This window comes from Bradyrhizobium sp. BR 10261 (genome assembly GCF_019455395.1).
In the GTDB taxonomy this organism is placed as follows: Bacteria; Pseudomonadota; Alphaproteobacteria; order Rhizobiales; family Xanthobacteraceae; genus Bradyrhizobium; species Bradyrhizobium manausense.
Map to the genome: position 1 here is coordinate 88,080 of NZ_JACOFQ010000002.1, position 26,230 is coordinate 114,309.

Genomic DNA, 26,230 nt, shown 5'->3' on the forward strand with positions numbered 1-26,230 from the left:
AGATTTCAGCTATCAAAACTTGACGAGCTAGCGGAGCATTACATGCGCGCCCACCAGATCATGACCCGGTCGGTTATCTCGGTCACACCCGATACCAGCATTGTCGAAGCGGCCAACATCATGTTGAAGCGTCATGTCAGCGGCCTTACCGTAGTCGACGACGGTGGCAAGCTGATCGGCGTGGTCTCGGAAGGCGACTTCATCCGCCGAAGCGAGATCGGTACCGGGCGCAAACGCGGACGCTGGTTGCAGTTCATCCTCGGGCCCGGCAAGTCGGCCAGCGACTTCGTCCACGAGCACGGCCGGAAGGTTTCCGAGGTGATGACCGCATCGCCCGTAACCATCACCGAGGATACTGCGCTCGCCGAGATCGTCGAGCTGATGGAACAGAATAACGTGAAGCGCCTGCCGGTGGTCCGCGGCGACAAGGTCATCGGTATCGTGTCGCGCGCCAACCTGCTGCAGGCAGCCGCTGGCCTCGCCCGCGAGGTGCCGGATCCGACTGCCGACGACGATCACATCCGCGGTCGCATCATCGATGCCATGGAGAAGAACGACTGGTGCCCGTTCGGGCTGAACGTCATCGTGCGCGACGGTATCGTTCACTTGAGCGGCGTCATCACCGAGGAGCGGGCACGACAGGCAGCGGTCGTCGCCGCCGAGAACGTCGAGGGCGTCAAAAAGGTGCACGACCATCTCTGCTGGGTCGACAGCATGTCAGGCGTCTATCTGAACTCGCCCGAGGATGACGATCTCGCCAAAGCAAGCTGAGTCGGGAACTTGCGCGCGAGAATCTACTCAGCGAGGAATGACGGCGGTGGCCTCGATCTCGACGCGCGCCGCCTTCTCGACCAGACGCACGACCTGGACCAGCGCCATCGCTGGATAGTGCGCACCGAAGATTGCGCGATAGATCTTGCCGAGTTCCTTGAGGTTTGTCAGGTATTCCTCCATGTCGACGACGTACCAGGTCAAGCGCACCAGATGCTCGGGCCGCGCACCGGCCTCGGCCAAAATCTCGGCAATGTTGGTCAGGATCTGGCGCACCTGCGCTAGAAAGCCTGCGGCGAGACGCTCCTGGGCATCCCAACCGATCACACCACCTGTGACGACAATGCGTCCCTCAACGGCCATACCGTTGGCATAACCCTTCGGCATCGGCCAGCCGGAGGGGTGGAGCACCTGCGCCCTGGGGCTGGCATCATCCTCGGCAGCAGTTGGTAGCACTGCAAGCTGTGGGCCTTTCGGCGTTGTCACGGACAATTCTTGATCCTTTATCTCATTCTGCCGCGACGCCCGAGGACGTAGCAGCCGCCTGCGCCAGTTGTCGCAAGGCGAAGCGCTTCAATTTGCCGGTCTCGGTCTTCGGCAGCTGTGTCACGAACTCGATCGCGCGCGGGTACTTGTATGGCGCGATCTCGCGTTTGACATGTTCCTGCAACTCGGCCGCGAGCTTTGCATCCGGCGTCACGCCGGGGGCGGCTATGACATAGGCTTTCACGATCATTCCGCGCGCCTCGTCCGGCGCTCCGACGACCCCGCACTCGGCAACCGCAGGATGCGTGAGCAAGGCCGCTTCCACATCCGTGCCCGCGATATTATAACCGGCTGACACGATCATGTCGTCAGAGCGCGACTGGTACCAGAAGTAGCCGTCGGTATCCATCAAATAGGTGTCACCGGTGATGTTCCACCCGTTCTGGACGTATTTGCGTTGTCGCTCGTCGGCGAGATAACGGCAGCCGGTTGGCCCGCGCACGGCGAGCTTCCCTATCGTGCCTGGCGGCAACTCGTTGCCATCGTCATCGACGATCTTTGCCTCATAGCCGGGAACAGGCTTGCCGGTGGCGCCGGGACGAATCTCGTCCTCGGTCGCGCTGATGAAGATGTGAAGCAGCTCGGTCGAGCCGATGCCGTCCATCAGCTTGATGCCGGTCGCTTTCAGCCAGGCGTCGAATGTCGGCTTGGGCAACGTCTCGCCGGCGGAGACGCACTTTCGCAGTGAAGAGATGTCGCGGCCTGCAAGCTTGCCGATCATGGCGCGGTAAGCCGTCGGCGCCGTGAAGCAGACCGTGATCTTGTACTGTTCGATCGCCGAAAGAATGTCATCGGGCGTCGTCTTCTCCAGCACAACAAACGAAGCGCCGATATGCATCGGGAACAGTACGCCTCCGAAACCGAAGGTGAAGGCTAGCGGCGCCGAGCCGACGAAGCGATCCCTCTGCTCGGCCCGCAAGATGTTCCGTGCATAGCCGTCGCACACCGCCAGCATGTCGCGGTGGAAATGCATGGTGCCCTTAGGATCGCCGGTCGTGCCCGACGTAAAGGCTATCAAACAGATATCATCGGCTGCAGTATCAACTGCCGTGAACTCAGCGCTGGCATCCGCGATCAGCGCCTCTAGCGAGTCCGGGGCGCCATTACCCCAATAGACCACATGCTTGAGACCTGGTGCGGCCAGCTTCGCCTTCTCCATCTCATCGGAAAGCTTTCCGTCACAGAGCGCGAGCGCGATCTCCGCCTTCTGAATCGGATAGGATAGCTCCTTGGCGCGCAGCAACGGCATTGTCGCCACGCAGATGCCGCCGGCCTTGATCACTGCGAGATAGGTCGCGACCATCATCGGACTGTTGGCGGAGCGCAGCAGCACGCGCCCGCCGGTGACGAGTCCGAGCTTGCCGACCAGCACATTGGCGATGCGGTTCACGAGCGCCTGCAACTCGCGATAAGTGTAGCTGACGGCGGGACTGATGACACAGGACGCATCCCCGTGCCCCTGCTCGACCCAGCGATCGAGGAAATAGCTGACGCAGTTCAATCGCGCCGGATAGTGCAGTTCCGGACGCGTGAAGATGAACTCCGGCCAGAGCTCAGACGGCGGCAGATGCTGCCGCGCAAACCTATCGACATGGGCGGTCGTGGCATCGCCGTCATGCGAGCCCGAGACTTGAACCTTGGCAGCGTTGGCCATCGCACGCTCCTTTGCGCATGGAAAGCACCCGGCAGCACCATCTGGAAAACATTTTATGCTTAAAACAATTTTGCGCAATAGCGGATTTTGGGCATCCCTCCATTTTCGTGCGGCAAAGCGAAATGGGCGGACGCGCCGGCCGGTGGACTTAAGGCTTGCGACGCACAGCAGATTTCTGCGCCGACGCCTTGGTCTTGGCCAGCAGCCGCATCAGCTCGCGGACATCCTTGGGCGTCAGGTCGGCAAAGAGATCGGCGATCCAGGTCTCGTGTTCCGAGGCCATCCTGCGAAACTCGGCACGACCAAGCTTGGTGAGGCGGATCACCTGGACGCGGCGGTCAGTCTCCGAGGTGCGACGGTCGAGATGGCCGGATTCCACGAGGCGTTCGACCAGGCCAGTGACATTGCCATTGGACACCATCATGCGCTTTGAGACGTCCGACAGCGTCATGCCGTCGGGCGCCTTGTCGAGCTGCGCCATCAGGTCGAAACGCGGAAGCGTGACGTCGAACCGCTGCCGCAGCCGGCCGCGGACCTCGCCCTCGATCAAGGTCGTGCAGGTAAGCAGACGCAACCACAGCCGGAGCTCTTCGGCATGGTCCTCCGGAGTTTCGACGGCCTTGGTCTCGGAATCGAGCATTTCGATGCAATCACCCACGGCCGGCATTGGCGCCGGCCCGGATTCCCCAACGTTTTGAGCTTCAAATAAATCGACGCCGGCCGCAAGCCCAAAGCTGCAACAATCGACCGCACACGAATTTCTTTAAGCTTCAAATAATTGGCGCGCCGTTTGCATGCGCCGCTGCCCGCAGGATGGCGGCGCCTGAGCTTGGCTTGCCGCGAGCGCCGTCGTCGGCATAAGCTTGGCTCGGAGTACGCAGCTTGCAGCGCAAGTGCAAATCGTTACGGGGGATCAATCATGAAGTCGCAACTGACCTTGGCCGCAGCCGCATTTCTTCTCGGCACCGCGATGAGCCCGGCGCTCGCGCAGGAGAAGATCAAGCTAGGCGTGATCGTGACCCTCTCCGGACCCGCCGCAGCCCTTGGTCAGCAAGTTCGCGACGGCTTTGCGCTCGCGGTGAAGGATCTCGGCAGCAAGATGGGGGGGCGTGATGTCGAAGTGGTCGTGGTCGACGACGAACTCAAACCCGATGCGGCTGTGACCAAGGTGAAGGGCCTGCTTGAGCGCGACAAGGTCGACTTCGTGGTCGGACCGATCTTCTCTAATATCCTCCAGGCGATCCACCGACCGGTCACGGAATCCAAGACCTATCTGATCAGCCCTAATGCGGGTCCGTCGACCTTCGCAGGCAAGGACTGCAACCCGTTCTTCTATGTGACGTCCTATCAGAATGACCAGGTCCACGAGATCCTAGGCAAGGTCGCGCAGGATCGCGGCTACAAGCGGATGTATCTGATGGTGCCGAACTATCAGGCGGGCAAGGATTCGGTCGCCGGCTTCAAGCTCGACTACAAGGGGGAGATCGTCGAAGAATCCTACATGCCGCTCAACACGCTGGACTTCCAACCGGAGCTGTCCAAAATTGCGTCGCAGAAGCCTGATGCGCTCTTCACGTTCATGCCGGGCGGCCTCGGCGTCAACCTCGTCAAGCAGTACAAGCAGGCCGGGCTCGCCGACAGCACCCCCGTGCTCTCGGCCTTCACGGTGGATGAATCCACCCTGCCGGCGCAGCAAGATGCGGCCGTTGGCATGTTCGGCGGCGCGAACTGGGCACCTAATCTCGACAATCCCCAGAACAAGAAGTTCGTGGCCGCCTACGAGGCCGCCTATAACAGCGTGCCTGGCACCTATGCCATGCAGGGGTATGACACTGCGATGCTGATCGACAGCGCGGTCAAGGGAGCGAAGGGCGACCTCTCCAACAAGGATGCCGTTGGGGCTGCCCTGAAGAAGGCAGACTTCAGGTCGCTGCGCGGTTCGTTCAAGTTCAACACCAATGGCTATCCGATCCAGGATTTTTACCTGACCAAGGTCGCCAAGCGTCCGGACGGCAAGTTCCAGACCGAGATCGTTCAGAAGGTTTTCGAAAATTACGGGGACCGTTACGCCAAGGATTGCAAGGCGGTGAACTAAAGCCGCACGTCGCGTCAAGGGAGGAATACGATGAAGAGCGAAATCACCGGCATCACGCGGGCTAACGAGGGTATCCAGGGCATTTCCTGGAACATCCTGGGCCAGACCTATGTGCCAAAGAGCAACAGCGAGACCAGCTTCTCCTGGCACGCGACGTTGCCACCGGGCACATTCGTGCCGCCGCACATCCATCCCGACCAGGACGAATATCTCTACATGCTGGAGGGCAAGCTCGACTTCGTGCTTGGCAATTCAGAGGCGCAAGCGACGCCCGGTGACCTGATCCGTCTCGGCATGGGCGTGCCGCACGGCATCTTCAATAAGTCGGACCAAACCGCAAAAGTACTGTTCTGGGTGTCGCCGACCAAAAAGCTGTTCGACCTGTTCTGGGGTCTTCACAACATGAAGGAGCAGAAGCCGGAGGACGTTGTGGCGATGGCCGCCGAGTACAACATCCATTTCCTGCCGCCGCCTCCCGGCGCCGGCTAGCAGCAACTTCAGGCGCGCACCGCCGCGAGTCCCGGGACCGCGGCGAAGCCGGCCTTGGTGGCATAGCCACGCACGATCGCCTCGCGCTGGGAATAGCTCAGGACGTTGTCAATATTGTCGAAGCCGTCGGGCGCGAGCTGCTCGACGGCGTCGATGACGCCCTCGGGGCCGCCACGGCGATTGGAGCGAACGATGTCTGCCGTCATCGGCAGGCGTTTCTTCTCGTATTCCATCAGCGCCTGGCGCGGATGCTCGGCCCGGACAAGCGCGTCGGCGAGGCAGCGCGCATCGAGGATCGCCTGCGAGGCGCCGTTGGAGCCGACCGGATACATGGGATGCGCAGCATCGCCGAGCAGTGTGACGCGCCCGGACGACCAATATGGCAATGGATCGCGGTCGCAGGTCGGGTATTCGTAGAATTCGGGCGTCGCCGAGATCAGGCTCCTCACGTCGATGTAGGGCACAGAGAAGCGCGCGACATGCGGCATCAGCTCCTCACGCCGGCCCGGCCTTGACCAGTCTTCCTTGCGTGGCGGCGGCGCATTGCCCTCACCCACTTTCACCAGTACCGCCCAATTAGTGAGACGGCTCGCCGGGCTCGATCCCTCCGCGATTGGATAGACGACCACCTTGGCATTGAGGCCACCGGCTACAATCATCGATTTTCCGGTGAGGAACAGCGGCCAATCGCGCGCACCGCGCCAGAGCATCAGGCCGTTCCAGCAGGGCGGCCCTTCGTTTGGGAACAGCGTGTCGCGGACGCGCGAATGAATGCCGTCGGCGCCAATGAGGATATCGCCACGCGCGGTGCGGATGTGCGAGCCCGCACGATCGAAGAAGTAAGCCGTCACGCCGCCCTCGTCTTGCGTGAACGCGCCGAGCCGGCAACCGGTGTGAATTGCTTCCGGACCGAGCCGCTCCTCGACCGCGCGATGGATGACGCCCTGGAGGCGGCCGCGATGGATGGAGAATTGCGGCACGTCGTGTCCGGCATCGATGCCTCGGGCTTCGCGCCAGACCTCCTGGCCATGGCGGTTGAGGTAGTAGAGCTGGTCAGTACGGATCGCGACGTCGTCGAGCTTTTGCAGCAAACCAAGGCCGGCAAGCTCGCGCATGGCGTGCGGCAGCGTGTTGATGCCGACGCCGAGCTCGCGGATCGTATCGGATTGCTCGAAAATCTCACAGCCGATGCCGCGAGCCCGCAACATCAAAGCCGTGGTGAGACCACCGATACCGCCACCGACGATAATCGCCTTCATCGCCCTCAACTCCACTCGATACACAGGCAACCGGGTTAGCGTCGCACGGCCGGTGACCCCGCTGCAAGCGGCTTTGTCGTCTCCGCCTCGATCGCGGCCCGGGTCTTGGGCTTAGCCTTAATTGCGGCCGAAACCGCCGCTCAGTCGCCCCTGAAGACCGGCTTGACCTTATTGGCGAAAGCATGAAAAGCGCGCTCGAAATCAGCCGTCGTCATGCACAGGGCCTGGGCAACGGCCTCCGCTTCGATAGCCTCCTCGACCGACATCGCCCATTCCATCGCCAGCATGCGCTTGGTCATGGTGTTGCCGAAGGTCGGCCCTTCCGCGACCTGCTTGGCCAGCAGCTGCGCCTGGGCCAGCACCTGCTCCGGCGTGACAACGCGGCTGAAGAAGCCCCAGCGCTCACCCTCTTCCGCGGTCATGAACCGGCCAGTGTACAGAAGCTCGGAGGCGCGGGACTGGCCGATGATCCGCGGCAGGATCGCGCAGGCGCCCATGTCACAGCCGGCAAGACCGACCTTGTTGAACAGGAACGCCACCTTGGCTCCGCTCGCAGCGAGCCGCATGTCCGACGCCATGGCAATGATCGCGCCGGCACCGGCGCAAATGCCTTCGACCGCGGCCACGATCGGCTGCGGGCAGGCCCGCATCGCCTTGACCAGATCACCTGTCATCCGTGTGAAGGCGGTCAGCCCCTTTGTATCCATCTTCACCAGCGGGCCGATGATCTCGAACACGTCGCCGCCAGACGAGAAATTACCGCCCGCGCCGGTGACGACGATGGATTTCACCGCGTCGTCAAACGCGCACGCGCGAAAGAAATCCGTCAGCTCGCGATAACTCTCGAATGTCAGTGGATTCTTCCGCTCCGGACGGTTGAGCGTCACGGTGGCAACGCCCTCGACAACGGCCAGCAGGAAGTGTTGCGGCGAATAGTCCGCGAGCGGCACGGTGACGGGATTGGCTGGTCTGCTCATGCGATCTCCTTGGCTTCCTTGTTCCGCACCTGCGCCACGACGCTAGATTTCGCCCCCAGCTACCGCAATCGCCTGCCCGGTGATCGCGCCGGCGTTCTCGCTGCACAACCAGAGCACAGCATTCGCCACTTCCTGCGGCGTGATCAGACGCCCCTGCGGATTGTGCTTCGCGAGCTCGGCGATCGCCTGCTCGCGCGTTCGCCCGGTCTTCTTCATGATGTTGTCGATGCTGCCGGCGACGAGATCCGTGTCGGTGAAGCCGGGGCAGACAGCATTCACGGTCACGCTGCTGCCGGCGATCTCCAGCGCAAGCGAGCGTACAAGACCGACCACAGCGTGCTTTGCCGCCGTGTACGCACTCACATATGCATAACCCTTGAGGCCGGCCGTCGATGCAATCGCCACGATGCGTCCATAGGGACGGTCCTTCATGTCAGGCAACACGGCGCTGATGGCATGGACAACGCCCATGAAATTGACATCCATCATGCGCGCAAAGAGCGCACTGTCCGATTTCGCGAACGGAGCGGATTCGGCGCTGCCGGCATTCGCGACGAGGATATCGATCGGCTTTCGCGCGTTCGCCGCGGCGATGGCTGTCCTCATCGCAGCCTCGTCCGAGACGTCTGCAACGGCGGCATGATGCGCAGCACCGGCTTTGATCGTTTCCTCTAGAGACGTAGCGTTCCGGCCAAGCACAGTCACCGTGGCGCCGGCGCCGACAAGAGCCGCCGCAATCGCCCGACCGATGCCGCGACCGCCTCCGGTCACCAGCGCGTGCGGCGAATGCGGCAATCCGGACATGCGCTTGCTCCCTCAAGATCTGCTAATCGTTCCCTCGATATATTTTAACCTTCAAGCTTTTGCAACGAAAGCGCCGATTGACGCGGCGCATGCCATTACGCGGAAGATCGGCCCGAAAATTGCTTTAAGTATAAAATTATTGCTTCCCATCCGCGACAGGCCTGTTAGCATCGCCGGGGCAAGCCAAAGGATGTCGCGTGTCGCAGCCTTCGCCAATGATAACAAAGGACGGACGCTTCGCCTATGAAGCCGCGGGCGATCCGGGCGCAACACCCCTGATTTTCCTGCATGGCATCGGCGGTGCGGCGGAGGCCTGGCGGCAGCAGCTTGCGACATTCGGTGATCGTTTTCGCGTGATCGCATGGGACATGCCGGGCTATGGCGGGTCCGCGCCGCTCGCCAGCGTCAGTATCGCTGCGCTGGCAGAAGCGCTCCAGCAATTCATCGAGCAGCTCGGTGTGACAAAGCCCATTCTGGTCGGCCATTCGATCGGCGGTATGATCGTTCAGAAATGGCTGGTCCAAGCGCCAAAACTTGCGCGCGCGGTGGTTCTGGCACAGACAAGCCCGGCCTTCGGCAAGGCCGACGGCGATTGGCAAAAGTCGTTCATCGCGGCACGGCTGGGCCCGCTTGATCGCGGCGAGACAATGAAATCGCTGGCACCTTCGTTGGTGAAGGAGCTCGTCGGTGATGATCCTGATCCCAGGGGAATGGAGCTTGCGCGCGAGTGCATGGGAAGCGTACCGGAGGCGAGCTATCGCGCCATGATGTTGGCGTTAGTCGGCTTCGATCAACGCAGCACGCTCAAAGATATATGCGTTCCGACGCTGTTGCTTTCCGGTTCCAAAGACAACAACGCACCGGCGCCGATGATGGCGAAGATGGCTACCTATATTCCTTCGGCGAAATACATCGAACTTGCTGGCGTCGGACATCTCGCCAATCTTGAGCGGCCAGACGCCTTTGATAGAGCCCTTAGTGGCTTCGTCGATTCCGTTGCCGCCAAACACGGATGATTGCACCATGACCATGCAAGTCAGCAAGACGATCGGCGCAGCCGACAAGGTCGCAATGGATGCACCGATCTTCGATCCCGTGGCGTTCCGTCTGAGCGACGAGCAGGTGGGCATAATTACACGAGCGCGTGAGATCGGCCAGAGCGTGTTCGCCGGTCGTGCCGCGGCCTACGATCGCGAGGCGATCTTTCCGACCGAGAACTATCGCGACCTGCATCGCGTCGGCCTGCTCGGCATAGCCGTGCCCAAAAAGCATGGCGGGCTGGGCGCCAATTATCAGACCTACGCGCTGGCCGCTGCGGAGATCGGCCGTTATTGTGGCGCGACCGCCCTCACCTGGAACATGCATGTCTGCTCCACGCTGTGGTCGGGGCCTTTGGCCGATGATCTCGACATGGATGCAGAGACCCGCGCGGAGCACGAGCGCCGACGGGCGGTTCACTACAGACGCATCGTCGAAGATGGCGCGATCTATTCGCAACCTTTTTCGGAGGGCGGCGCGGCCGCCGCCGGCGGCGTTGCATTCGGCACCGAAGCAAAGCCGGTCGCAGGAGGCTGGATCGTCAACGGCAAGAAGATCTTTGCGTCGCTGTCTGGCCACGCCGACTATTACGGCGTGCTCTGCACGGAGATCGACGAGGGCGGGAAGGCCTCGCGCCGCAATACGCTTTACCTTGCGATATCAGCAACGTCGCAGGGCGTTTCCGTCGTCGGCGATTGGGATCCCCTCGGCATGCGCGGCACGGTCTCGCGAACGCTCCTGTTCAAGAATGTCTTCGTCCCGGACGATTCCGCGCTGATGCCGCGCGGCGTCTATTTCCAGGCGGCGATGCGCTGGCCACACATGTTCCTGACGCTCTCGCCCACCTATATGGGCCTTGCACAAGCGTCTTACGATTTCACCGTGCGCTATCTGCGTGGCGAGGTGCCGGGCATGCCGCCGGTCAAGCGCCGGATGTATCCGACCAAGCAGATTGCGGTGGCGCAAATGCAGATCAAGCTGGAACAGATCAAGGGAATCTGGTTCCAGGCCGTGACCGAAGCTCGTGCCAATCCGAGCAAAGAGCAGGTGCTGCGTGCCTATGCCGCGCAATATTCGGTGATGGAAGGCGCCAATGAACTCGCGGCGCTCGCAATCCGCACCTGCGGCGGACAGGCTATGCTGCGATCGCTTCCGTTGGAGCGGATCTATCGCGACAGCCGGTGCGGCTCGCTGATGCTCCCCTGGACGGCCGAACTCTGCCTCGACCGGATCGGCCGCGAGGCGCTGTACGAGACTGGCGAGACGGACGATTAACGGTGGATCTCTGCAGTCTGATCGATCGCAATGCGGCGTTCGCGCCAGACAAGACCGCCATTGCCTTCGAGGGGCAGCGGCTGAACTACGCGTCCCTCGCCCATCGGATTGAACGGACGGCAACGGCCCTGAAGCAGGAGTTCAGCGTCGGGCGCGGCGACCGCGTGGCGATCCTGAGTCTTAATCGGCCGGACTATCTGGTCCTGCTCTACGCCTGTGCCCGTCTCGGCGCGATGCTGGTGCCGCTGAACTGGCGGTTGGCGGTCGCCGAGCAGCTGTTCATCCTGACCGATTCCGGCGCCAAGGTGCTGGTGCTCGAGCAGGCATTTGAAGGCGTTCTTCCCGAGATCGCGCCCGGAACAGCCGTCGTCGGCTTCGATTTTACGCCGCCCCGCGGCAGGAGCTACGAAAGCTTGCTGGCTGCCAGCAAGGGAGGCGCACGCAATCCGCACACCGATCTCTCCAGCCCGCTGCTGATCGTCTACACCTCTGGAACGACCGGACGGCCGAAGGGCGCGGTGCTGCGCCAGGAGGGGCTGTTCTGGAACGGCGTCATGAGCCAGCACATGCACAACATGACGTCGGACGATCATGTGCTGACGGTGCTGCCCTTCTTTCACGTAGGCGGCCTCAACATCCAGACGACGGCAGCGCTCCAGCTTGGGGCGACCGTCACGATCCACGCGCGCTTCACACCGGATACGGCGCTTGCGGCCATCGAACGGGAGCGGCCGACCCTGACGGTCATGGTGCCCACGATCCTCCAAGCCGTTAGTGAGCATCCCGCCTGGGCCACGACCGATCTCTCGTCGCTGAAAGCCGTTGCCACCGGCTCGACCATCGTCCCGCCGCACCTGATCGAGCGCTTCGTTGCACGCGGTGTGCCGGTGCTGCAGGTTTACGGCTCGACGGAAACCTCTCCCATCGCAATCTATACGCGCCTCGGCGGCGACCTGTCCCGGACAGGATCGACCGGACTAGCCGGCCTGTGCTGCGAAGCGAAGGTGATCGATCAGGCCGGCAATGAGACGCCGGCCGGCACGCCCGGAGAGATCGCAGTACGCGGCCCCAACGTGTTCTTCGAATATTGGGGCAATGCCGAGGCCACGCGCGAGGCGCTGCGCGACGGCTGGTATCGCACCGGCGATGTCGGCCTGTGCGACGCCGACGGCTATTTCTGGGTCCGCGACCGCAAGAAGAACATGATCATTTCCGGCGGCGAGAACATCTATCCAGCCGAAGTCGAGCGCGTCCTGCTGGAGCACCCCGATGTCAGCGAATGCGCCGTGATCGGCCGGCCGGACCCACGCTGGGACGAGGTGCCCATCGCCTATGTCATCCGACGATCCGGCTGCCGTCTCGAAGCAGACGAGCTGAAAGCGCACGTTCAGACACAGCTTGCCCGCTACAAGGTTCCACGCGACATCATTTTCGTTGCCGATTTGCCGCGTACGGCGCTCGGCAAGGTTCAGCATTTTCTGCTGAAACAGCTTGATGCGCAGTCGTGCGCGCAAGGAGAAGCATCTTGAAGATCGCAGTTCTGGGTGGGGGAAACGGCTCTTTCGCGGCCGCGGGCGATTTTGCTCTGTCGGGGCATCAGGTCCGGCTCTGGCGTCGCGACGCAGCGCAGGTCGAAGCACACCGTGCCGCGGGATCTCGCATCCTGGTGAAGGATCACAATGGCCGCCACGACGTGAAGTTGGCGCTGGTGACCACCGACATCGCCGAAGCCGTCAACAGCGTCGATCTGATCCTGTGTCCCGCCCCCGCATTCGCTCAGCCGGATATCGCCCGGCGCCTCGCGCCGCATCTGCGTGATGGCCAGGTGGTGTTCCTGCCACCCGCGACTTTCGGCTCGATCATCTTCGCACAAGCCGCGCGAGAGGCAGGCAATCGCGCCAAAGCGAGCTTCGCCGAAACCGGCACACTGCCCTGGCTCACCCGCAAGCACGGACCATTCGAAGTCGCGATCACCATCCGCGCCAAGCGCCTGCCGGTCGGCGTATTCCCTCTCGATCGGGCCCCGCATGCGCTTGAGATCATAGGCCGCGCCTTCCCTGACGTGATCGAGCCATGCGGTGATGCGCTCTCCGGCGCGCTGATGAATGCGGGCTGCATCATTCATCCACCTTTGATTGTCATGAACGCGGGCCCGATCGAGCATTTCGAGCGCTGGGACATCCACAAGGAGGGCACCCAAGCCGCGATCCGGCGCGTGACTGACGCGCTCGACGCCGAGCGGATTGCCGTGCGCGAGGCGCTGGGATATGGCACCCCGCATTTTCCCCTCGCTCATCACTACGCGCGGGAAGGCGAGATCTGGATGTATGGCCGCGGCTCGCATGACCGGCTGACTGATTCCGGCGACTGGCGCGAGCAGATCGTGCTGACCGATCACCGCTACATGCGCGAGGATTTGCGGCTAGGGCTGTCGCTGCTGGTGTCCGTCGCGCGGGTTGCGGCGGTCGCCACGCCGCTTGCCAAGGCATTCCTGGCTATCGGCGGCGCGATCTGTGGCGAGGATTTTACACAAGGCGGCCGAACATTGGAGACCTTGGGGCTTGGCAAGCTCCACCGAGCCGAATTGCAGACGTTGCTTCGTGAAGGATTCTAGCCGATGAGCAGCCGCGCCAAGATCGCCTGTCTCGGAGCCGGCCGCATGGGGCGCGGCATTGCCGTCGCGTTTGCCTATGCGGGACACACGGTGACGATGATCGACATCAAGGCCCGCTCGGCAGAGGAGTTTGCCAGGCTGGAGGCTGATGCACTCGGCGAAATCCGAAAGACGTTTGCCAGCCTGTCCAAGCTGGGACTGCTGACCGAGGCAGACGTTGATCCACTGATCGCGCGAGTCTCGGTGGTGCCGGCCAGCCGGAGCGGCCCTGCCCTTTCCGAGGCGGGAATAATCTTCGAAGGGGTTCCCGAGCTCGTTGAGCTCAAGCGCGACGTGCTGGGGACGGCTTCACGGCAGATCGGCCCGGACACAATCATTGCTTCGACGACGTCAACCATCCTCGTCGACGATCTGTCGGATGCCATCGTGAACCCGCGCCGTTTCCTCAACGTGCACTGGCTGAATCCGGCCTATCTGATCCCGCTGGTCGAGGTGTCGCCCGGGAAGGCAACCGACCCGGCCATTATCAACGCGGTCAAGACGTTGCTCGAAGGCATCGGCAAGGTGCCGGTGGTCTGTGCGGCGACACCCGGGTTCATCGTTCCGCGTATCCAGGCACTGGCGATGAACGAGGCCGCGCGGATGGTCGAGGAAGGCGTCGCCAGCGCCGAGGAAATCGACAAGGCGATCCGCTACGGTTTCGGCTTCCGCTATGCCGTGCTCGGGTTGCTCGAGTTCATCGACTGGGGCGGTGGTGATATTCTGTACTACGCCAGTCGCTATCTCGAAAGCGCGCTCGGCAGCGACCGCTATCGCGCGCCTGATGTCATATCACGCAACATGCACGAAGGCCGGATCGGCTTGCGGACCGGCGCAGGCTTTCTCGATTATTCCGACATGGACGTCGATGCCTATCGCGCAAGACGGCTCCAGTCCATGGTTGACCTGCTCCGGCACTTCGACCTGGCCCGTCCACCAGTGATCGATAGCAACTAGCCGAAGACGTCCTGGAGAACACCTTCTCGGATCACCGCGACGCCATCGAGCTCGATGGTCGTTCCCATCATCGGCAAGTCGAAATGGCCCGCAGTGTAACGTCCAGCGAATTCGTTCGCGCCCGTCGAGAACAGGAAGTTGCCGGAGACGGCGCGGATCTCCGTGCCGTTGGTGTCACGCTGGTCGTACATCGAGAGGGCCTCGTAGCGCGCAGCCGGATTCATGCCGAAGCCGACATGTGACACGGCATAGGCCTCCCGATCCCCCCAAGCGGCGAGATAGGCGCGCATCATCGCGGCATCGGTGCCCTCACCTTCCAGCTCGACCACATAGTCGTCTTTCAAGGTCATCTTGACCGGCGACGTCAGATAGCGCTTGAAGGTGAGGTTGATATCGCCGGGCGCCATGACCAGCGTGCCGTTGATCGTCCCGCTCTTGGGAAAGCTCACAACGATGCCGCCTGGCCAATGCGCCAGCGTACCTGGCTTGTCCGTCCAACCCCAGACGCCGACCGTGGAAGCGCCCATCATGTCCACATCGAGCGCCGTGCCGGCTTTTGAGGTGACCCGCATTCGCTTAGTTCCGCGCAGCATCTTTGCGGCTGCGCGAACGCGCTTCTCGAGCGCGGGGTCCGGCACCATGCGCTCCAGGGCCTCGGGATGCTCGTTGGAGATCACCAGGATGCGCGCGCCGGCTTTCAGGATCTCCGGCGTCTCCGCTGCATGCATCAGGCCCTCGATGGTGCAGTCCACCACAAAGCCGGCCTGCTGAAGAGCGGTGATGACCGGCCCCAGTTTCTGGATCGCTTCGCTCGCCCCCGTCGAGCGAACCGGAACGACATTTCGATTGCGCGGCGTCGGCATCACGACATGAAAAGGCCGCGCGCCGATGCGCAGCAGCGCGAGCTCCGCCAGATGCACGTTCAGTGCGCGCGACTGGGTCTCCGAGAGGATTGCCGCGGTATCGCCGGCCTTGACAGCGCAGCGCTCAAAGATCTCGCAAAACGCGTCGATCCATTTTGCCTCGATGCGATCAACCAGCATGGTCTACTCCCGGTCCTGTGGTTTCTTTTTCGTCAAGTCACGCTTCGGGGAAGCCTCGCAAGAGAAACGACCGTACCGCGCCCAACAACGCATTGAGGATCAACCCAAGCAATGAGATCGTGATCAGCGGCACGAACATGTCAACGGCCTGAAATGTTCGCGCCGCCGTGACAAGCGCGTGGCCAAGCCCGTCCGTCGACGTGATCATCTCGGCCAGAAACACCACGATGCAGGAAATGACAAGGCCTATCCGGCATCCAGTCAGGATCGCCGGCATCGCCGCCGGCAAAACGACTTTGAACAGGATCTCATAGCGCGGCGTTCCTGCCGCCATGGCCGACCAGATAAGCTTTTGCTCCACCCTCGACGCCCCGTAATAGGTGGACAGCAAGATCGGAAAGAGGGCGTCCGCAGCCACCAGCGTGATCTTCGATCCGTGGCCGAAGCCAAGCAACAGTAATAGCGCTGGATAGAGCGCGACCTTCGGCAATGGCGCAAGCACCCGCACGATCGGCCGAACCAAGGCGTTCATCGCGGGACTGGCAGCAGCTGCAATCCCAATGCTGACGCCGAGCACGACTGCAATAGCAAATCCGGCGAACAACCGGACCAGGGTCGCCGCGATTTCCTGCTGAAAGGTCCAGGTCTCGAGCTGCTGGACCAGTCGGCTGAAGACCAAACCTGGCGGCGGCAACAACACCGCTGGCGCGACGCCGAACGACACCAGACCTTGCCACAGCGCGATCACGAGTACGATTGGTGCGCCCCCCAAGAGAATGTTCGTTGAGAGCGAACGCGACATCATGAGAAGCTCAGCGGCATGTCGAACTGAGGCTCGGACCAGCGCACGAGCCTTGCGCGAATGCGCTCGAAGACCGCATCAAGGCAGATGCCCATCGCGCCGACGATGATGATCATCGCATAGACCGTGTCGTATTGGCCCATATCGAGCGCGTTGAACAGTATATTGCCGGCGCCCGATTGGCGCGCGATCATCTCGCTGGTAATCATGGTAATCAGCGCAAGCACCAGGCCAGTGCGGCATCCAGTCAGAATCTCAGGCAACGCTGCGGGCAGCACAATTCGTACCAAGCGCTGCAACGGCGAAAGTCCCATCGCCGCACCAGACCACAGCATCTTCTCTTCCACGGCCTTCGCCCCCTCAAAGCTGTGATAGATCACCGGCAGGCTGACGCCCAGGAAGATCACCAGGGTCTTGGCGATGTCACCGACACCGAGCCACAGCATGATGATCGGCATCAGGGCCGCCTTCGGCACCGGATAGATTACCATCAGCAGTGGATTAAAAAAGGCTGCGACGGCCCGGCTACGGCCCATCAACAGGCCTAGGGGCATCGAGACCAGTACCGCGATGCTGAACCCGATCGCCATGCGGCGGAGCGAGGCCAGGATATTGATCAGGGATTCGCTGTCGCCGAGGATATCCGGGATTGCGCGGATCGCCTCGATCGCCGTTGGAAAGCTGTCGCTCTTCAGCACAAGCGAGGCAACCTGCCACACTGCCAGCAATCCGATGCAGGCCAGGGCGGGCGCAGCACGTTTGGCCATGGTAATCGGGGAGATCACGAGGGCGAGCCAGCTTCGTCGCTTTCGTCGAACATGCGCTCGATGTCAACGACGTATTTCTGATAACGCGGATCGAGCAACAGCTCGTTGCGGCGCCGCGGTCGTGGCAGGTCGATATCCATGACTTGCCGGATGCGGCCGGGAGACTTCGACATCATCACGACCTTATCCGAGAGAAAGACGGCTTCATCGACCGAGTGGGTGACAAACAGCACCGTCTTGCGGTCGCGCTCCCAGATATTTAGGAGATCATTCTGCAGGCGCGTACGCGTATGCGCATCAAGTGCACCGAACGGCTCGTCCATCAACAGGACTTCGGGATGATAGGCCAGCGTCCGGGCCAGCGCGACGCGCTGCTTCATGCCGCCCGACAGCTCCTTCGGGTAAAAATTCTCATAGCCCTTGAGGCCGACCATTTCGATCAGCGCGCGGCTCTGCGCTTCAGCTTCGTTGGTTCGCACGCCCTGCTGGCGCGGCCCATACATCACGTTGCCGAGAACGGTCTTCCACGGAAACAGCGCGAACTCCTGGAAGACCGGTCCACGATCCGGACCCGGGCCCGTGATCGCCCGTCCTTTCATTTTCGCCGCGCCGCTAGTTGGGTTGACGAAACCACCGACGATGTAAAGCAGCGTCGACTTGCCACAGCCGGAGGGACCGAGGATGGAGACGAATGCACCTTCGTCAATCGTCAGGGAGATGTCCGATAGCGCCACATGATCCTTGCGCGCCGAGGTCTGGAAAACCTGGGAGACTCGTTCGATCTCGATGATCGCAGAAGCCGGTTGCTGTAACGTCACCGGTCTCACCCATTCGCTCGATCTTGAAGGCACTACCTTCATCCCGCCTCTCGCCTCACTCGCGCGAACGTCACGCAGCCGATCTGCCGAATGGCCTTCATCAGCGGAACGAGCTTAGCAAGAAACTTGCCACTCAGTCGAACCACGGCCACTCCGCCGGGCCCTCATGCGTGACTGCTCCGTCCGGGGCCTGACCGACCAGACGCGCATATTTTGCGAGCGCACCCGCGCGATGACGCGGCGGAGGTTGCTTCCAATCGCGTCGGCGCGCAGCGAGTTCCTGCTCACCCACCAGCAGGTCCATGCGGCGGCCAGCGGCATCGATCCGGATCTTGTCGCCGTCGCGGACCAGCGCCAGCGGGCCACCAACGAACGCTTCCGGCGAGACATACCCGACGCACATGCCGCGCGTGGCACCGGAAAACCGCCCATCCGTGATCAGGGCGACCTTCTCACCCATGCCCTGGCCGTAGATCAGCGCAGTGACGCCGAGCATCTCACGCATGCCGGGACCGCCGACCGGCCCCTCGTTGCGGATTACCAGCACCTCGCCGGCCTTGTAACTGCGGTCGCGAACCGCTTCGACACAAGCTTCCTCATCCTCGAAGACACGCGCCGCGCCCTCGAAGAGCTGGCTCTTCAGACCTGCCACCTTGATGACGGCGCCATCGGGACAGAGATTGCCCTTCAGCACCGCAACCCCGCCGTCAGGCATGATCGGCGCGCGGGCCGCGTGAACGACCTCCCCGTCGGGCGCGTTGGCTGCGCCATTTTCTTCCGCGAGCCTACGTCCCGTGATCGTCAGGCAGCTGCCATCAATATGCCCGCTCTGGATCAACTCGCGGATTATCACGGCTGCACCACCGACGTCGTAAACATCCTTGGCGGTATGTTTGCCCCCTGGCCGCAGGTTTCCGATCAGCGGCGTCCGGGCAAAGACCTCGCCAACATCATCGATCGTGAAACGAATACCTGCCTCGTTCGCAATCGCCGGCAGATGCAGCGCGGCATTGGTCGATCCGCCCGTCGCGGCGACGATTGCCGCGCCGTTCTCCAACGATTTCCGCGTCACGATGTCGCGCGGCAGCGGTCCACCACGCTCCAGCATTTCCATGATCAGCCGCCCGGCGCGACGCGAGATCTGCGCCCGCTCGGCATAGACGCCGGGCACCATCGAAACGTTGGGGATAGTCAAGCCCATCGCCTCCGACACCATCCCCATGGTGTTCGCAGTAAACTGGCCAGCGCAAGCACCAATGGTCGGCAGGCACGCGCGCTCGATCCGCTCCAGCGTCGCGGCGTCGATCTCTCCAGTCATAAAGCTGCCGACGGCTTCGTAGGAGTCGAGCACCGTCAGCGTCCGCCCGTCCACGCGGCCCGGCAACGAGCTGCCGCCATAGATGAAGATGGAAGGCACGTTGCAGCGAACCATGCCCATCATCACGCCCGGAAGTGTCTTGTCGCATCCCCCATACCCGATCAGTGCATCATAGGCGAGACCGTGGACGACAGCCTCAATCGAGTCGGCGATCAGCTCGCGCGAAAACAAGGAGAACTTCATCCCCTCGTGATTCATGCTGATCCCGTCGGACACCGAGACGGTTGAGAATTCACGCGGCGTGCCGCCCGCCTCCTCGATCCCGGTCTTGGCGGCAGCGACTTGAAAGTCGTGGGTCATGTTGCAGGGCGTCTGCTCGCCCTTCATGCTGACAATGCCCACCATTGGCTTGGCGATGGCGGCATCATCCAGACCCATCGCGCGCATGAAGGCGCGATGCGGAGCGCGGTCGAGCCCGTCAGTGGTGATCCGTGATCGCAACTTCTTCATGCTTGCACTGTCTCGATGCAGTGTCCCACACATGGCGGGACATTGCGACTTCCTTGATCCTGCGAACGACCTCTGGCCTATTGCAGCGGCGCGACGATGGTCGGGTGCTTGAACTGCGCGACATCCAGCTTCGGCAGCATTCCCGTGTCCGCATAAATGTCCAGCATCTTCTGAATTGCGGGGAAATTCGGCGCAGCGCCGGGATCGCGACCGAAATCGTTGTCCTTGAGCAGGTAGGTCTCGAGCACCGGAATGGGAGCTTTCAGGACTTCATTGACGACCTTCAAAGTTTCTTCACGGTTCGCCAGTGCCTTCTTCATGCCCGAGGTGATATCGCGGACATAGGCCTTGACCAGTTCCGGGTTCTTGTCGACGAAATCGGCGCGGCAGGCTTCCAGGATGTGCACAATGTTCGGCATGGCCTGCGACAGGGAGAACAGCTTTCTTGTGCCGCCCTTTGCCTCCGCACGTGCCGCAAACGGCTGGTTCATGTTGACCGCATCGACCCGGCCCTGGCGCAGCGCATCCTCGGAGACGGCAAAGCCGACCTCGACCAGCTTGATGTCCTTGGCAGGATCAACCCCGTTCTGCTTCAAAAGCAGGTTGAACGGGCCTTGCGTGCCACCGCCGATCACGGAAATGCCGACGGTCTTGCCCTTAAGGTCCGCAATCGTCTTGATCGGCGAGTCATCCATCACCGCCCAGTAGACCGAGAAGCCACCGGGCTTCTCGAAGACGTGCTGGGCCACGATGTAGGCCTTGAGATTGCCGCCGACCACACCGTTGGCAAGCGAGAGCGGCGCCTGGGTCGCACAATCGAGCGCGCCGGCCGCCAAGGCCTGCGTCATCGGCGCGGTGCCTTGAAACTGGGTCCACTCGATGTTGTAGGTCTTGCCGATATCCGGGAATTCGGCCGGCCTTCGCATCATCCAGTATTTGGATTCCTCGGCCGGGATGGTCCAGCCCACGCGGATCGTCTGCTGCGCCCATGAGGGGCTCGCGCCCGCGATCATGGCCGCCACAGCTCCTGCCGCCAGCATCCACCTCGAAACTGCCCGCATCGTGCCCACTCCGTTGCTCCGGCGCCGACGAGCGCCACCCAATCCGACCGATTCAAATGTTTCATGGTTCAAACAATCAGGCAAGCCATGCAAGCCGACCGGTTTCGCCGCGGGCTGCGTCATGTATGGTTCGGCAGGGTCGGGCGCCGTCGCGCCGCGGCAAGAGGAGGCAACCTATGGCTGATGCGAGCAAGGCAAACCCGCAAGGCGCCGAGCGGCTCGGCTATCTCGGCCTGGGACTGATGGGAACGCCAATGACCCGTCGGCTGCTCAAAGCCGGCTATCACGTCAGCGTCTGGAACCGTTCGGAGGGCAAGGTAGCGCCTCTTGTCGAGGCTGGCGCCAATCGCGCGAGCACGCCGCGTGAACTTTTGGCGAGCTCCGACATCCTCTTCATGTGCGTGACGGATGCCGCTGCCGTCGAAGAGGTCATCTTCGGGGCGCAGGGCCTTGCCGGGGCTCCTGGCGCAGGCAAGCTCGTGGTCGATTTCTCGTCAATCCATCCCGATGCCGCGCGCGAGCTTGCAGCGCGCTTGAAGTCCGCGAACGGAGCGGGCTGGATCGATGCGCCGGTGTCTGGCGGCACCAAGGGCGCCGAAGAAGGCACGCTTGCCATCATGGCGGGAGGAGAGGCTGAAGACATCGAGCGGGCACGGCCCTTTGTGCTGGCCATGGCGCGCAGATTTACCCACATGGGCCCGACCGGCGCCGGCCAGACCACGAAACTCTGCAACCAGGTGATTGTCGGATGCGCGATGGCCGTGCTTGCGGAGGCAACGCGCCTTGCCTCGAACGCCGGAATTGACGCGAGCAGGCTTCCCGAGGCGCTCGCGGGCGGCTTTGCGGATTCGATCCCGCTTCAACTCTTCGTGCCGCGCATGGTCCGGGGCATTCACTCGCCACCGCTCGGGCACATCGCGACGATGCTCAAGGACCTCGATACGGTCGCCGATGTCGCGCAGGCGACGTCGACGCCGGTGCCGATGGCGACGCTTGCCGGGCAGATCTTCAGGCTGGCCAAAGCGGCACGCGGTGCAGACGCGGACGCGCTCGAAATTTACAAGCTTTCGGCCACGGAACGTTGAACTGATCCGCGTCTCTGAATCGCACGACGGCTACTTCTTGTGCGCGTCATCGGCCAAGAATTGGCCGTAAGTCCCTCGCACGAACAGCAGAGGCTCTCGTGCGTTGTAAGCATAGGCCTCGACGGCACCGAGAAAGATCACGTGATCGCCGCCATAGTACCGGTTGACGGATCGGCACTGAAAACTCGCCACACTCTCGGCCAGCACGGGCGCATTGCCGAGACCCGGTGTCCAGTTCACGCCCGCGAACTTGTCTTCCGACGACTTGGCAAACTTGTTTGCGAGCGCTTGCTGCGAGGTGCCCAGCACATGCACCGTGAAATGGCTGGCGTTCTGAAACACTGTCAGGCTCGATGAATAAACGCCGAGGCTCCAGAGGACCAAGGGGGGATTCAAGGAAACCGACGCGAACGAATTACAGGTGATGCCATACGGCTTTCCATCGGCGGCCGTTGCTGTGATGATCGTGACGCCCGTCCCGTAGGTGCCGAGCGCGTTGCGGAAATCACGCGGGTCGATCGGCGAGTTGTCGCTTGCGAACTCGTTGGCGGGATCGGCGGCGGCCGGATGCTTTGGCTGGTCATTCATCGGCCGGCCTCACAAGGTGAGATTCTCGGACGGCAGGCCGAGCGCCACGCGTCCATAGTTAGTTCCGGCTGCATCGAAATTGAATGCGAGATGCGAATTGATCGCGTGAGCATCGCGGAATTGCCGCTGTAGCACGCCCGTCGTGAACAGGCCGCGCGCCCCGCTCGCCGCGAACAACATCGAGACTGCATCAGTACATAGATTGACCGAGAACGCACCGTCGCGTCGATATCTGGTCTTGGTGACCATATCGGGCGTGCGGTTGCGCCGTGCGTCCTCCATCGCCTCGGTGCAGGCCGAGCGCATGATGAGGCGCGCGGCATCGATCTTGGCCGAAGCTTCCGCGATCTTGATTTGCGTGCTCTGGAAGTCGCTCAGCTTGGCGCGGTTGTACGTCGATATGCGGTGACGCGCGACCTCCGCATAATCGTCCAGGCACGCCTGTGCATTACCGAGCGCGACGCCCGAGAGAACATAGGGAAACAGCGAGAAGACCGGAAGCGCGTATAGCGGATTGGGGTTCACCCTGCTGCCGGGCGTCGCGCCGCCCGCGAGATCACCCACCGCGACCGTCATATGATCGGGCACAAAGGCATCCCTGACCTCGACATCCGACGACCCTGTGCCGCGCAGTCCGGCTACATTCCAGGTATCGAGGATCTTGTAGTCAGCCCTGGGTAATAGAAAGATGCGGTATTCAATCCCGTCAGCCTCGTCGTCGGACGAAACAACGCTCGCAAGCATGTTCCATGCGCAGGAGCCGACGCCCGACGAAAACGGCCAGCTTCCGCGCAGCTGATATCCGCCTTCGACCTTCCTGGCACGGCCGGCAGGGAAGATGAACGATGACGCGATCAGCACGTCCGGATCTCGGCCCCAGACCAGGTCCTGCGCACGCTGCTCGAACATGCCGAGCATCCAGTGGTGACTCGCCAGATTAGCCAGATTCCAGGCGACCGAGGCGTCGGCCTGCCCAAGCAACTCGGCACAATCGATCAGGGCAACATAATCGAGCTCGGCGCCGCCGATACGCTTCGGCTGAAGCATCCGGAACAGGCCGGCTTCATGCAGGTCACGCTCGGTCTCCGGCGGCAGGTGCCGCAGCTCCTCAGTTCGAACCGCACGTTCCCGCAATTGCGGCACGAGCGCACGGGCCTTGGCAATCATCGCCGCATAGGCTCGTTCGCCGGAGTCTGTGGCCACCGACTGACCCATGTTCGACTCCTGACCAGGCACCATTCGCGTCCCTCGCTCTCATGCATTTATGAGGCTGGAACCCTGCCAAATCAAGCTATTGCTGCGCTCACTCCGATGTCTCGACCTTGCGCGGCCCGAATGCGCCTTTTTCGGCCAAGGCCGCAATCCGCTTCGCGTCGTAACCAAGCGTCTCGCGCATGACGCCCTCGGTGTGCTCGCCCAGCAGCGGCGCCGCCACAGGATCAATTGCCGCCGTCAAGCTCATACTGATCGGCGGCTCGATATTCGGCACCCACTGCGCGGTACGATGAGGGATCCGGCTCAACCGCGCGCGTTCGCGCGCTTCGGGCGCATTGAACCCTTCCTCGACCGTTCGGAGATAGCCGACCGGAATATTGGCCAGCTTCATCTTCGCCATCCAGTTCTCGAGCGTGTCGCCTGCGAACACCTCGGCGATGGCCGCACGCAGGAGCTCCTTGTTCTCAGACCTTGCTTTGCGTGTGGCAAACTGCGGCGCGTTGATGAGATCCGGGCGGTTCAGCACCTCGACCACCAGCCGTCGATACAGCCGATCATTGGCGCACGCCATGTAGAGCGGACCATCGGACGCCTCGTAGACACCAACAGTGGGAGACCCTGCCGGCGAATTGCCGAACCGGCCAGGATTCTCGCCGTTGATCAGATAGGCCATCCCATAGAAGCCCGTCATCCCCATGGCGACGTCGAACAGCGCGACCTCGACATGCTGGCCGCGGCCCAGCCGGTCCCGCGCCAACAGCGCCAGCAGGATCGCATTGCAGGCCGACATCCCCGTCGCCATGTCGACAATGGGTGGGCCGGTACGTACCGCCGGGCCATCCGCGAACCCGTTGAGCGACATGAAGCCGCTCTCGGCCTGCGTGATCGGGTCGAAACCCGGGCGTGAGGCAAATGGTCCGGTGCGCCCGTAAGCGGAGATCGAGCAAAAGACCAGCCGCGGGTTAAGCGGCGCGACGGCCTCGTAGTCGAGACCGAACTTCTTCATGACGCCGCTCGAAAAATTCTCCACAACGACATCCGCCTTGCGGATCAGATCCAGCGCGATCTCGCGCGCCTCCGCCACGGCGAGATCGAGCACGATACCGGTCTTGTTACGGTTCAGGCTGAGATAGGCTGCGCTTTCGCCGCCGACCTCGGCATGCTCATAGGCGCGCGTGTCGTCGCCGCCATCGGGGTTCTCGATCTTGATGACGCGCGCCCCGAAATCGGCCAGCGTCTGTGTGCAGGCGGGGCCGGCAACCACGCGCGTGAAATCGACAACCAGCAGGCCATCAAGCGCGGTTGGTCCTCCCGCCGCCCGCAACGGACGTTCCGGCAATTGAGGCTTGGTGGACATCCCGGGGCTCCCTTACATCGGCTTGTGCTCGCCGATTTTCTGCACGCGAATTTAAAGCCCGGGAGAACCAACTCCGCAAGTGCTTCAGCCGCAAGGCTTCAATTCGTAAGAGGAACCCGGCAGAAGTAAAGTTCGAAATGGGACGTTCCGCATCACGGGACATTCAGCGGAGCGACCTCCGCCAGTAGAGCGTATGCGACCAGGCCCAGCGAACTTCGGGTTCGAAAAGCCGATAACCCGCCTTGATAAAGTTATTCGCCGAGATCAGATTGCCCGACGGGTCAAGCCGAATTTAGGTTAAAGCGAAAACGGCTCCGGCGCATGACGGGGGGCTTGGTGCGCCAGAGCCGCCATTCCAGCCGGCCAATCGGCGGTATGCCGGCACGAACCAAGTCCGACCCGGAACCGAAGGTTCCTAACTTCCGCCCGATCCAACTTTTGCGCCACGTGGCCGGCCGTCGCACTTTCACGACAGGCTCGGACCAGCGGCGGGTCAGTGTTCAGTCCCGCGCCGCGATCGATCACGGCCGCTTCGCCCTTGGCGGTGAGTTCATAGGTGTCGCCGTCCTTCTGCACGTAGCCGTCGGCGATCAGCCGGAACAGCTGTTCGTGCCGGTCGTCGCTGAAGGCAATGGACTGGCCGATGTCGCAGAGCATGGCGATGTCAGCGTCTGTCAACATAGTCTCCTCCGGACCATACAAATTCCGCCGGCGCAGTCCGTTCCTCCGCAGGCTGCAGCGGACGTCGATGGACATCAAAAAACCCGCAGCGAATGGCTTCGCGCGGGCTGAACCGGAGATGTCGATGATGCCATTGTGCCAGTGTTTTGCCCGACGAGTCAAACGAACGATTGCCCCGCGCGTTGGAGCCGAAGCAAACGAAACGACGTCCCTCCTTCCCACTCTATATGTGGTGCGTTTGTTCAAAAGTGTACCTTGGATTCGGCCGTCGCACAAAATGAGTAAGTGGCTCAAAGGCTGCAAGCAGCGCTTGAAAATCGCGCGCAGATTTCTTGGCCGAGCTATCAAATGATGAGGACTCCTTGCAAGACGGATCGTACAGTTAACCATCACCGCGAGGCCCCTGGCAGATATCGGTGATGAGAACGCCCGATCGCGCTCCCGCCTTTCTCGAACATGGGAGCATC

Annotated in this window: 25 protein-coding genes and 1 pseudogene; 9 read left to right on the forward strand and 17 right to left on the reverse strand. The window is 62.2% G+C overall.

Annotated features, from left to right (window positions below):
* The first annotated feature begins 42 nt into the window (after positions 1-42).
* On the forward strand, positions 43-771 hold the full coding sequence (locus HYH07_RS02430; RefSeq protein ID WP_220000964.1) for a CBS domain-containing protein: 729 nt from the start codon (positions 43-45) through the stop codon (positions 769-771).
* Positions 772-798: 27 nt separating this feature from the next.
* Here HYH07_RS02430 and HYH07_RS02435 read toward each other — a convergent pair whose 3' ends face one another.
* The 3 genes from HYH07_RS02435 to HYH07_RS02445 form a co-directional block, all read right to left on the reverse strand.
* Entirely contained in the window at positions 799-1,257 is a 459-nt protein-coding gene (locus HYH07_RS02435) for a RidA family protein (protein WP_220000965.1), read from the reverse strand.
* Between the two features lie 22 nt (positions 1,258-1,279).
* Positions 1,280-2,971 (reverse strand): benzoate-CoA ligase family protein, encoded by a 1,692-nt coding sequence (locus HYH07_RS02440; RefSeq protein ID WP_220000966.1) that lies wholly within the window; start codon positions 2,969-2,971, stop codon positions 1,280-1,282.
* A 148-nt stretch (positions 2,972-3,119) separates the two neighbouring features.
* The gene (locus HYH07_RS02445) at positions 3,120-3,638 is read right to left on the reverse strand and encodes a MarR family winged helix-turn-helix transcriptional regulator (protein ID WP_220000967.1); all 519 of its coding nucleotides are present in this window, start codon (positions 3,636-3,638) and stop codon (positions 3,120-3,122) included.
* Between the two features lie 252 nt (positions 3,639-3,890).
* Between HYH07_RS02445 and HYH07_RS02450 the strand changes: the two genes are divergently transcribed.
* Positions 3,891-5,066: an ABC transporter substrate-binding protein gene (locus tag HYH07_RS02450; protein ID WP_220000968.1), complete on the forward strand. Its 1,176-nt coding sequence runs from the start codon at positions 3,891-3,893 to the stop codon at positions 5,064-5,066.
* 30 nt (positions 5,067-5,096) lie between these two features.
* Positions 5,097-5,555 (forward strand): cupin domain-containing protein, encoded by a 459-nt coding sequence (locus HYH07_RS02455; protein WP_220000969.1) that lies wholly within the window; start codon positions 5,097-5,099, stop codon positions 5,553-5,555.
* Between the two features lie 8 nt (positions 5,556-5,563).
* Here HYH07_RS02455 and HYH07_RS02460 read toward each other — a convergent pair whose 3' ends face one another.
* From HYH07_RS02460 to HYH07_RS02470, 3 genes are all read right to left on the reverse strand, one after another.
* Positions 5,564-6,814: a flavin-dependent oxidoreductase gene (locus HYH07_RS02460; protein ID WP_220000970.1), complete on the reverse strand. Its 1,251-nt coding sequence runs from the start codon at positions 6,812-6,814 to the stop codon at positions 5,564-5,566.
* A gap of 140 nt (positions 6,815-6,954) precedes the next feature.
* The gene (locus HYH07_RS02465; protein ID WP_220000971.1) at positions 6,955-7,791 is read right to left on the reverse strand and encodes an enoyl-CoA hydratase family protein; all 837 of its coding nucleotides are present in this window, start codon (positions 7,789-7,791) and stop codon (positions 6,955-6,957) included.
* A gap of 42 nt (positions 7,792-7,833) precedes the next feature.
* A complete protein-coding gene (locus HYH07_RS02470; RefSeq protein WP_220000972.1) occupies positions 7,834-8,595 on the reverse strand; it encodes an SDR family NAD(P)-dependent oxidoreductase in 762 nt (253 codons plus the stop codon).
* A 197-nt stretch (positions 8,596-8,792) separates the two neighbouring features.
* Between HYH07_RS02470 and HYH07_RS02475 the strand changes: the two genes are divergently transcribed.
* From HYH07_RS02475 to HYH07_RS02495, 5 genes are read left to right on the forward strand one after another with little or no spacing between them, the layout of a single operon-like run.
* The gene (locus tag HYH07_RS02475) at positions 8,793-9,611 is read left to right on the forward strand and encodes an alpha/beta fold hydrolase (RefSeq protein ID WP_220000973.1); all 819 of its coding nucleotides are present in this window, start codon (positions 8,793-8,795) and stop codon (positions 9,609-9,611) included.
* A gap of 7 nt (positions 9,612-9,618) precedes the next feature.
* The gene (locus tag HYH07_RS02480; RefSeq protein ID WP_220000974.1) at positions 9,619-10,908 is read left to right on the forward strand and encodes an acyl-CoA dehydrogenase family protein; all 1,290 of its coding nucleotides are present in this window, start codon (positions 9,619-9,621) and stop codon (positions 10,906-10,908) included.
* Between the two features lie 2 nt (positions 10,909-10,910).
* Positions 10,911-12,437: a class I adenylate-forming enzyme family protein gene (locus HYH07_RS02485; protein ID WP_220000975.1), complete on the forward strand. Its 1,527-nt coding sequence runs from the start codon at positions 10,911-10,913 to the stop codon at positions 12,435-12,437.
* Positions 12,434-13,522: an NAD/NADP-dependent octopine/nopaline dehydrogenase family protein gene (locus HYH07_RS02490; RefSeq protein WP_220000976.1), complete on the forward strand. Its 1,089-nt coding sequence runs from the start codon at positions 12,434-12,436 to the stop codon at positions 13,520-13,522. Before HYH07_RS02485 ends, HYH07_RS02490 begins: the two co-directional genes overlap by 4 nt.
* A 3-nt stretch (positions 13,523-13,525) precedes the next feature.
* Positions 13,526-14,518 (forward strand): 3-hydroxybutyryl-CoA dehydrogenase, encoded by a 993-nt coding sequence (locus tag HYH07_RS02495; protein ID WP_220000977.1) that lies wholly within the window; start codon positions 13,526-13,528, stop codon positions 14,516-14,518.
* On the opposite strand, the gene HYH07_RS02500 is transcribed toward HYH07_RS02495, so the two are convergent.
* The 6 genes from HYH07_RS02500 to HYH07_RS02525 form a co-directional block, all read right to left on the reverse strand.
* Entirely contained in the window at positions 14,515-15,561 is a 1,047-nt protein-coding gene (locus HYH07_RS02500; protein WP_220000978.1) for a peptidase M29, read from the reverse strand. The two genes, HYH07_RS02495 and HYH07_RS02500, sit on opposite strands and share 4 nt — an antisense overlap.
* Before the next feature lie 37 nt (positions 15,562-15,598).
* A complete protein-coding gene (locus HYH07_RS02505; protein ID WP_220000979.1) occupies positions 15,599-16,366 on the reverse strand; it encodes an ABC transporter permease in 768 nt (255 codons plus the stop codon).
* Positions 16,363-17,130: an ABC transporter permease gene (locus HYH07_RS02510; RefSeq protein ID WP_220000980.1), complete on the reverse strand. Its 768-nt coding sequence runs from the start codon at positions 17,128-17,130 to the stop codon at positions 16,363-16,365. Before HYH07_RS02510 ends, HYH07_RS02505 begins: the two co-directional genes overlap by 4 nt.
* Positions 17,131-17,144: 14 nt before the next feature.
* Positions 17,145-17,990, reverse strand: a complete 846-nt coding sequence (locus tag HYH07_RS02515) for an ABC transporter ATP-binding protein (RefSeq protein WP_220000981.1) — start codon at positions 17,988-17,990, stop codon at positions 17,145-17,147.
* A gap of 91 nt (positions 17,991-18,081) precedes the next feature.
* Entirely contained in the window at positions 18,082-19,776 is a 1,695-nt protein-coding gene (gene ilvD / locus HYH07_RS02520; protein ID WP_220000982.1) for a dihydroxy-acid dehydratase, read from the reverse strand.
* A gap of 77 nt (positions 19,777-19,853) precedes the next feature.
* Positions 19,854-20,837 carry an ABC transporter substrate-binding protein gene (locus HYH07_RS02525; protein ID WP_220000983.1) on the reverse strand — a complete coding sequence of 328 codons (984 nt, stop codon included), beginning with the start codon at positions 20,835-20,837 and terminating at the stop codon, positions 19,854-19,856.
* 176 nt (positions 20,838-21,013) lie between these two features.
* Here HYH07_RS02525 and HYH07_RS02530 point away from each other — a divergent pair, with 176 nt between their 5' ends.
* On the forward strand, positions 21,014-21,922 hold the full coding sequence (locus tag HYH07_RS02530; protein WP_220000984.1) for an NAD(P)-dependent oxidoreductase: 909 nt from the start codon (positions 21,014-21,016) through the stop codon (positions 21,920-21,922).
* 30 nt (positions 21,923-21,952) lie between these two features.
* Here HYH07_RS02530 and HYH07_RS02535 read toward each other — a convergent pair whose 3' ends face one another.
* The 5 genes and pseudogenes from HYH07_RS02535 to HYH07_RS36225 form a co-directional block, all read right to left on the reverse strand.
* Positions 21,953-22,510 (reverse strand): flavin reductase family protein, encoded by a 558-nt coding sequence (locus HYH07_RS02535; protein WP_220000985.1) that lies wholly within the window; start codon positions 22,508-22,510, stop codon positions 21,953-21,955.
* 9 nt (positions 22,511-22,519) lie between these two features.
* A complete protein-coding gene (locus tag HYH07_RS02540) occupies positions 22,520-23,749 on the reverse strand; it encodes an acyl-CoA dehydrogenase family protein (protein WP_220000986.1) in 1,230 nt (409 codons plus the stop codon).
* Between the two features lie 64 nt (positions 23,750-23,813).
* Positions 23,814-25,082, reverse strand: a complete 1,269-nt coding sequence (locus tag HYH07_RS02545) for a CaiB/BaiF CoA-transferase family protein (protein ID WP_220000987.1) — start codon at positions 25,080-25,082, stop codon at positions 23,814-23,816.
* Between the two features lie 163 nt (positions 25,083-25,245).
* Positions 25,246-25,353 (reverse strand): annotated as a pseudogene (locus tag HYH07_RS36220) (GNAT family N-acetyltransferase); the annotation flags it as partial.
* A 26-nt stretch (positions 25,354-25,379) separates the two neighbouring features.
* Positions 25,380-25,760 (reverse strand): hypothetical protein, encoded by a 381-nt coding sequence (locus HYH07_RS36225; protein WP_228749176.1) that lies wholly within the window; start codon positions 25,758-25,760, stop codon positions 25,380-25,382.
* Between the last annotated feature and the right edge of the window lie 470 nt (positions 25,761-26,230).

Bases quoted from the DNA above. Each gene is read 5' to 3' on its own strand.
- HYH07_RS02430 (WP_220000964.1), top strand. From the start codon at position 43: ATGCGCGCCCACCAGATCATGACCCGGTCGGTTATCTCGGTCACACCC.
- HYH07_RS02440 (WP_220000966.1), bottom strand. From the start codon at position 2,971: ATGGCCAACGCTGCCAAGGTTCAAGTCTCGGGCTCGCATGACGGCGAT.
- HYH07_RS02505 (WP_220000979.1), bottom strand. From the start codon at position 16,366: ATGATGTCGCGTTCGCTCTCAACGAACATTCTCTTGGGGGGCGCACCA.
- HYH07_RS02525 (WP_220000983.1), bottom strand. From the start codon at position 20,837: ATGCGGGCAGTTTCGAGGTGGATGCTGGCGGCAGGAGCTGTGGCGGCC.
- ilvD (WP_220000982.1), bottom strand. From the start codon at position 19,776: ATGAAGAAGTTGCGATCACGGATCACCACTGACGGGCTCGACCGCGCT.
- HYH07_RS02535 (WP_220000985.1), bottom strand. From the start codon at position 22,510: ATGAATGACCAGCCAAAGCATCCGGCCGCCGCCGATCCCGCCAACGAG.
- HYH07_RS02455 (WP_220000969.1), top strand. From the start codon at position 5,097: ATGAAGAGCGAAATCACCGGCATCACGCGGGCTAACGAGGGTATCCAG.
- HYH07_RS02495 (WP_220000977.1), top strand. From the start codon at position 13,526: ATGAGCAGCCGCGCCAAGATCGCCTGTCTCGGAGCCGGCCGCATGGGG.
- HYH07_RS02500 (WP_220000978.1), bottom strand. From the start codon at position 15,561: ATGCTGGTTGATCGCATCGAGGCAAAATGGATCGACGCGTTTTGCGAG.
- HYH07_RS02465 (WP_220000971.1), bottom strand. From the start codon at position 7,791: ATGAGCAGACCAGCCAATCCCGTCACCGTGCCGCTCGCGGACTATTCG.
- HYH07_RS02480 (WP_220000974.1), top strand. From the start codon at position 9,619: ATGACCATGCAAGTCAGCAAGACGATCGGCGCAGCCGACAAGGTCGCA.
- HYH07_RS02450 (WP_220000968.1), top strand. From the start codon at position 3,891: ATGAAGTCGCAACTGACCTTGGCCGCAGCCGCATTTCTTCTCGGCACC.
- HYH07_RS02470 (WP_220000972.1), bottom strand. From the start codon at position 8,595: ATGTCCGGATTGCCGCATTCGCCGCACGCGCTGGTGACCGGAGGCGGT.
- HYH07_RS02540 (WP_220000986.1), bottom strand. From the start codon at position 23,749: ATGGTGCCTGGTCAGGAGTCGAACATGGGTCAGTCGGTGGCCACAGAC.
- HYH07_RS02515 (WP_220000981.1), bottom strand. From the start codon at position 17,990: ATGAAGGTAGTGCCTTCAAGATCGAGCGAATGGGTGAGACCGGTGACG.
- HYH07_RS02530 (WP_220000984.1), top strand. From the start codon at position 21,014: ATGGCTGATGCGAGCAAGGCAAACCCGCAAGGCGCCGAGCGGCTCGGC.
- HYH07_RS02445 (WP_220000967.1), bottom strand. From the start codon at position 3,638: ATGCCGGCCGTGGGTGATTGCATCGAAATGCTCGATTCCGAGACCAAG.
- HYH07_RS02545 (WP_220000987.1), bottom strand. From the start codon at position 25,082: ATGTCCACCAAGCCTCAATTGCCGGAACGTCCGTTGCGGGCGGCGGGA.
- HYH07_RS02460 (WP_220000970.1), bottom strand. From the start codon at position 6,814: ATGAAGGCGATTATCGTCGGTGGCGGTATCGGTGGTCTCACCACGGCT.
- HYH07_RS02510 (WP_220000980.1), bottom strand. From the start codon at position 17,130: ATGGCCAAACGTGCTGCGCCCGCCCTGGCCTGCATCGGATTGCTGGCA.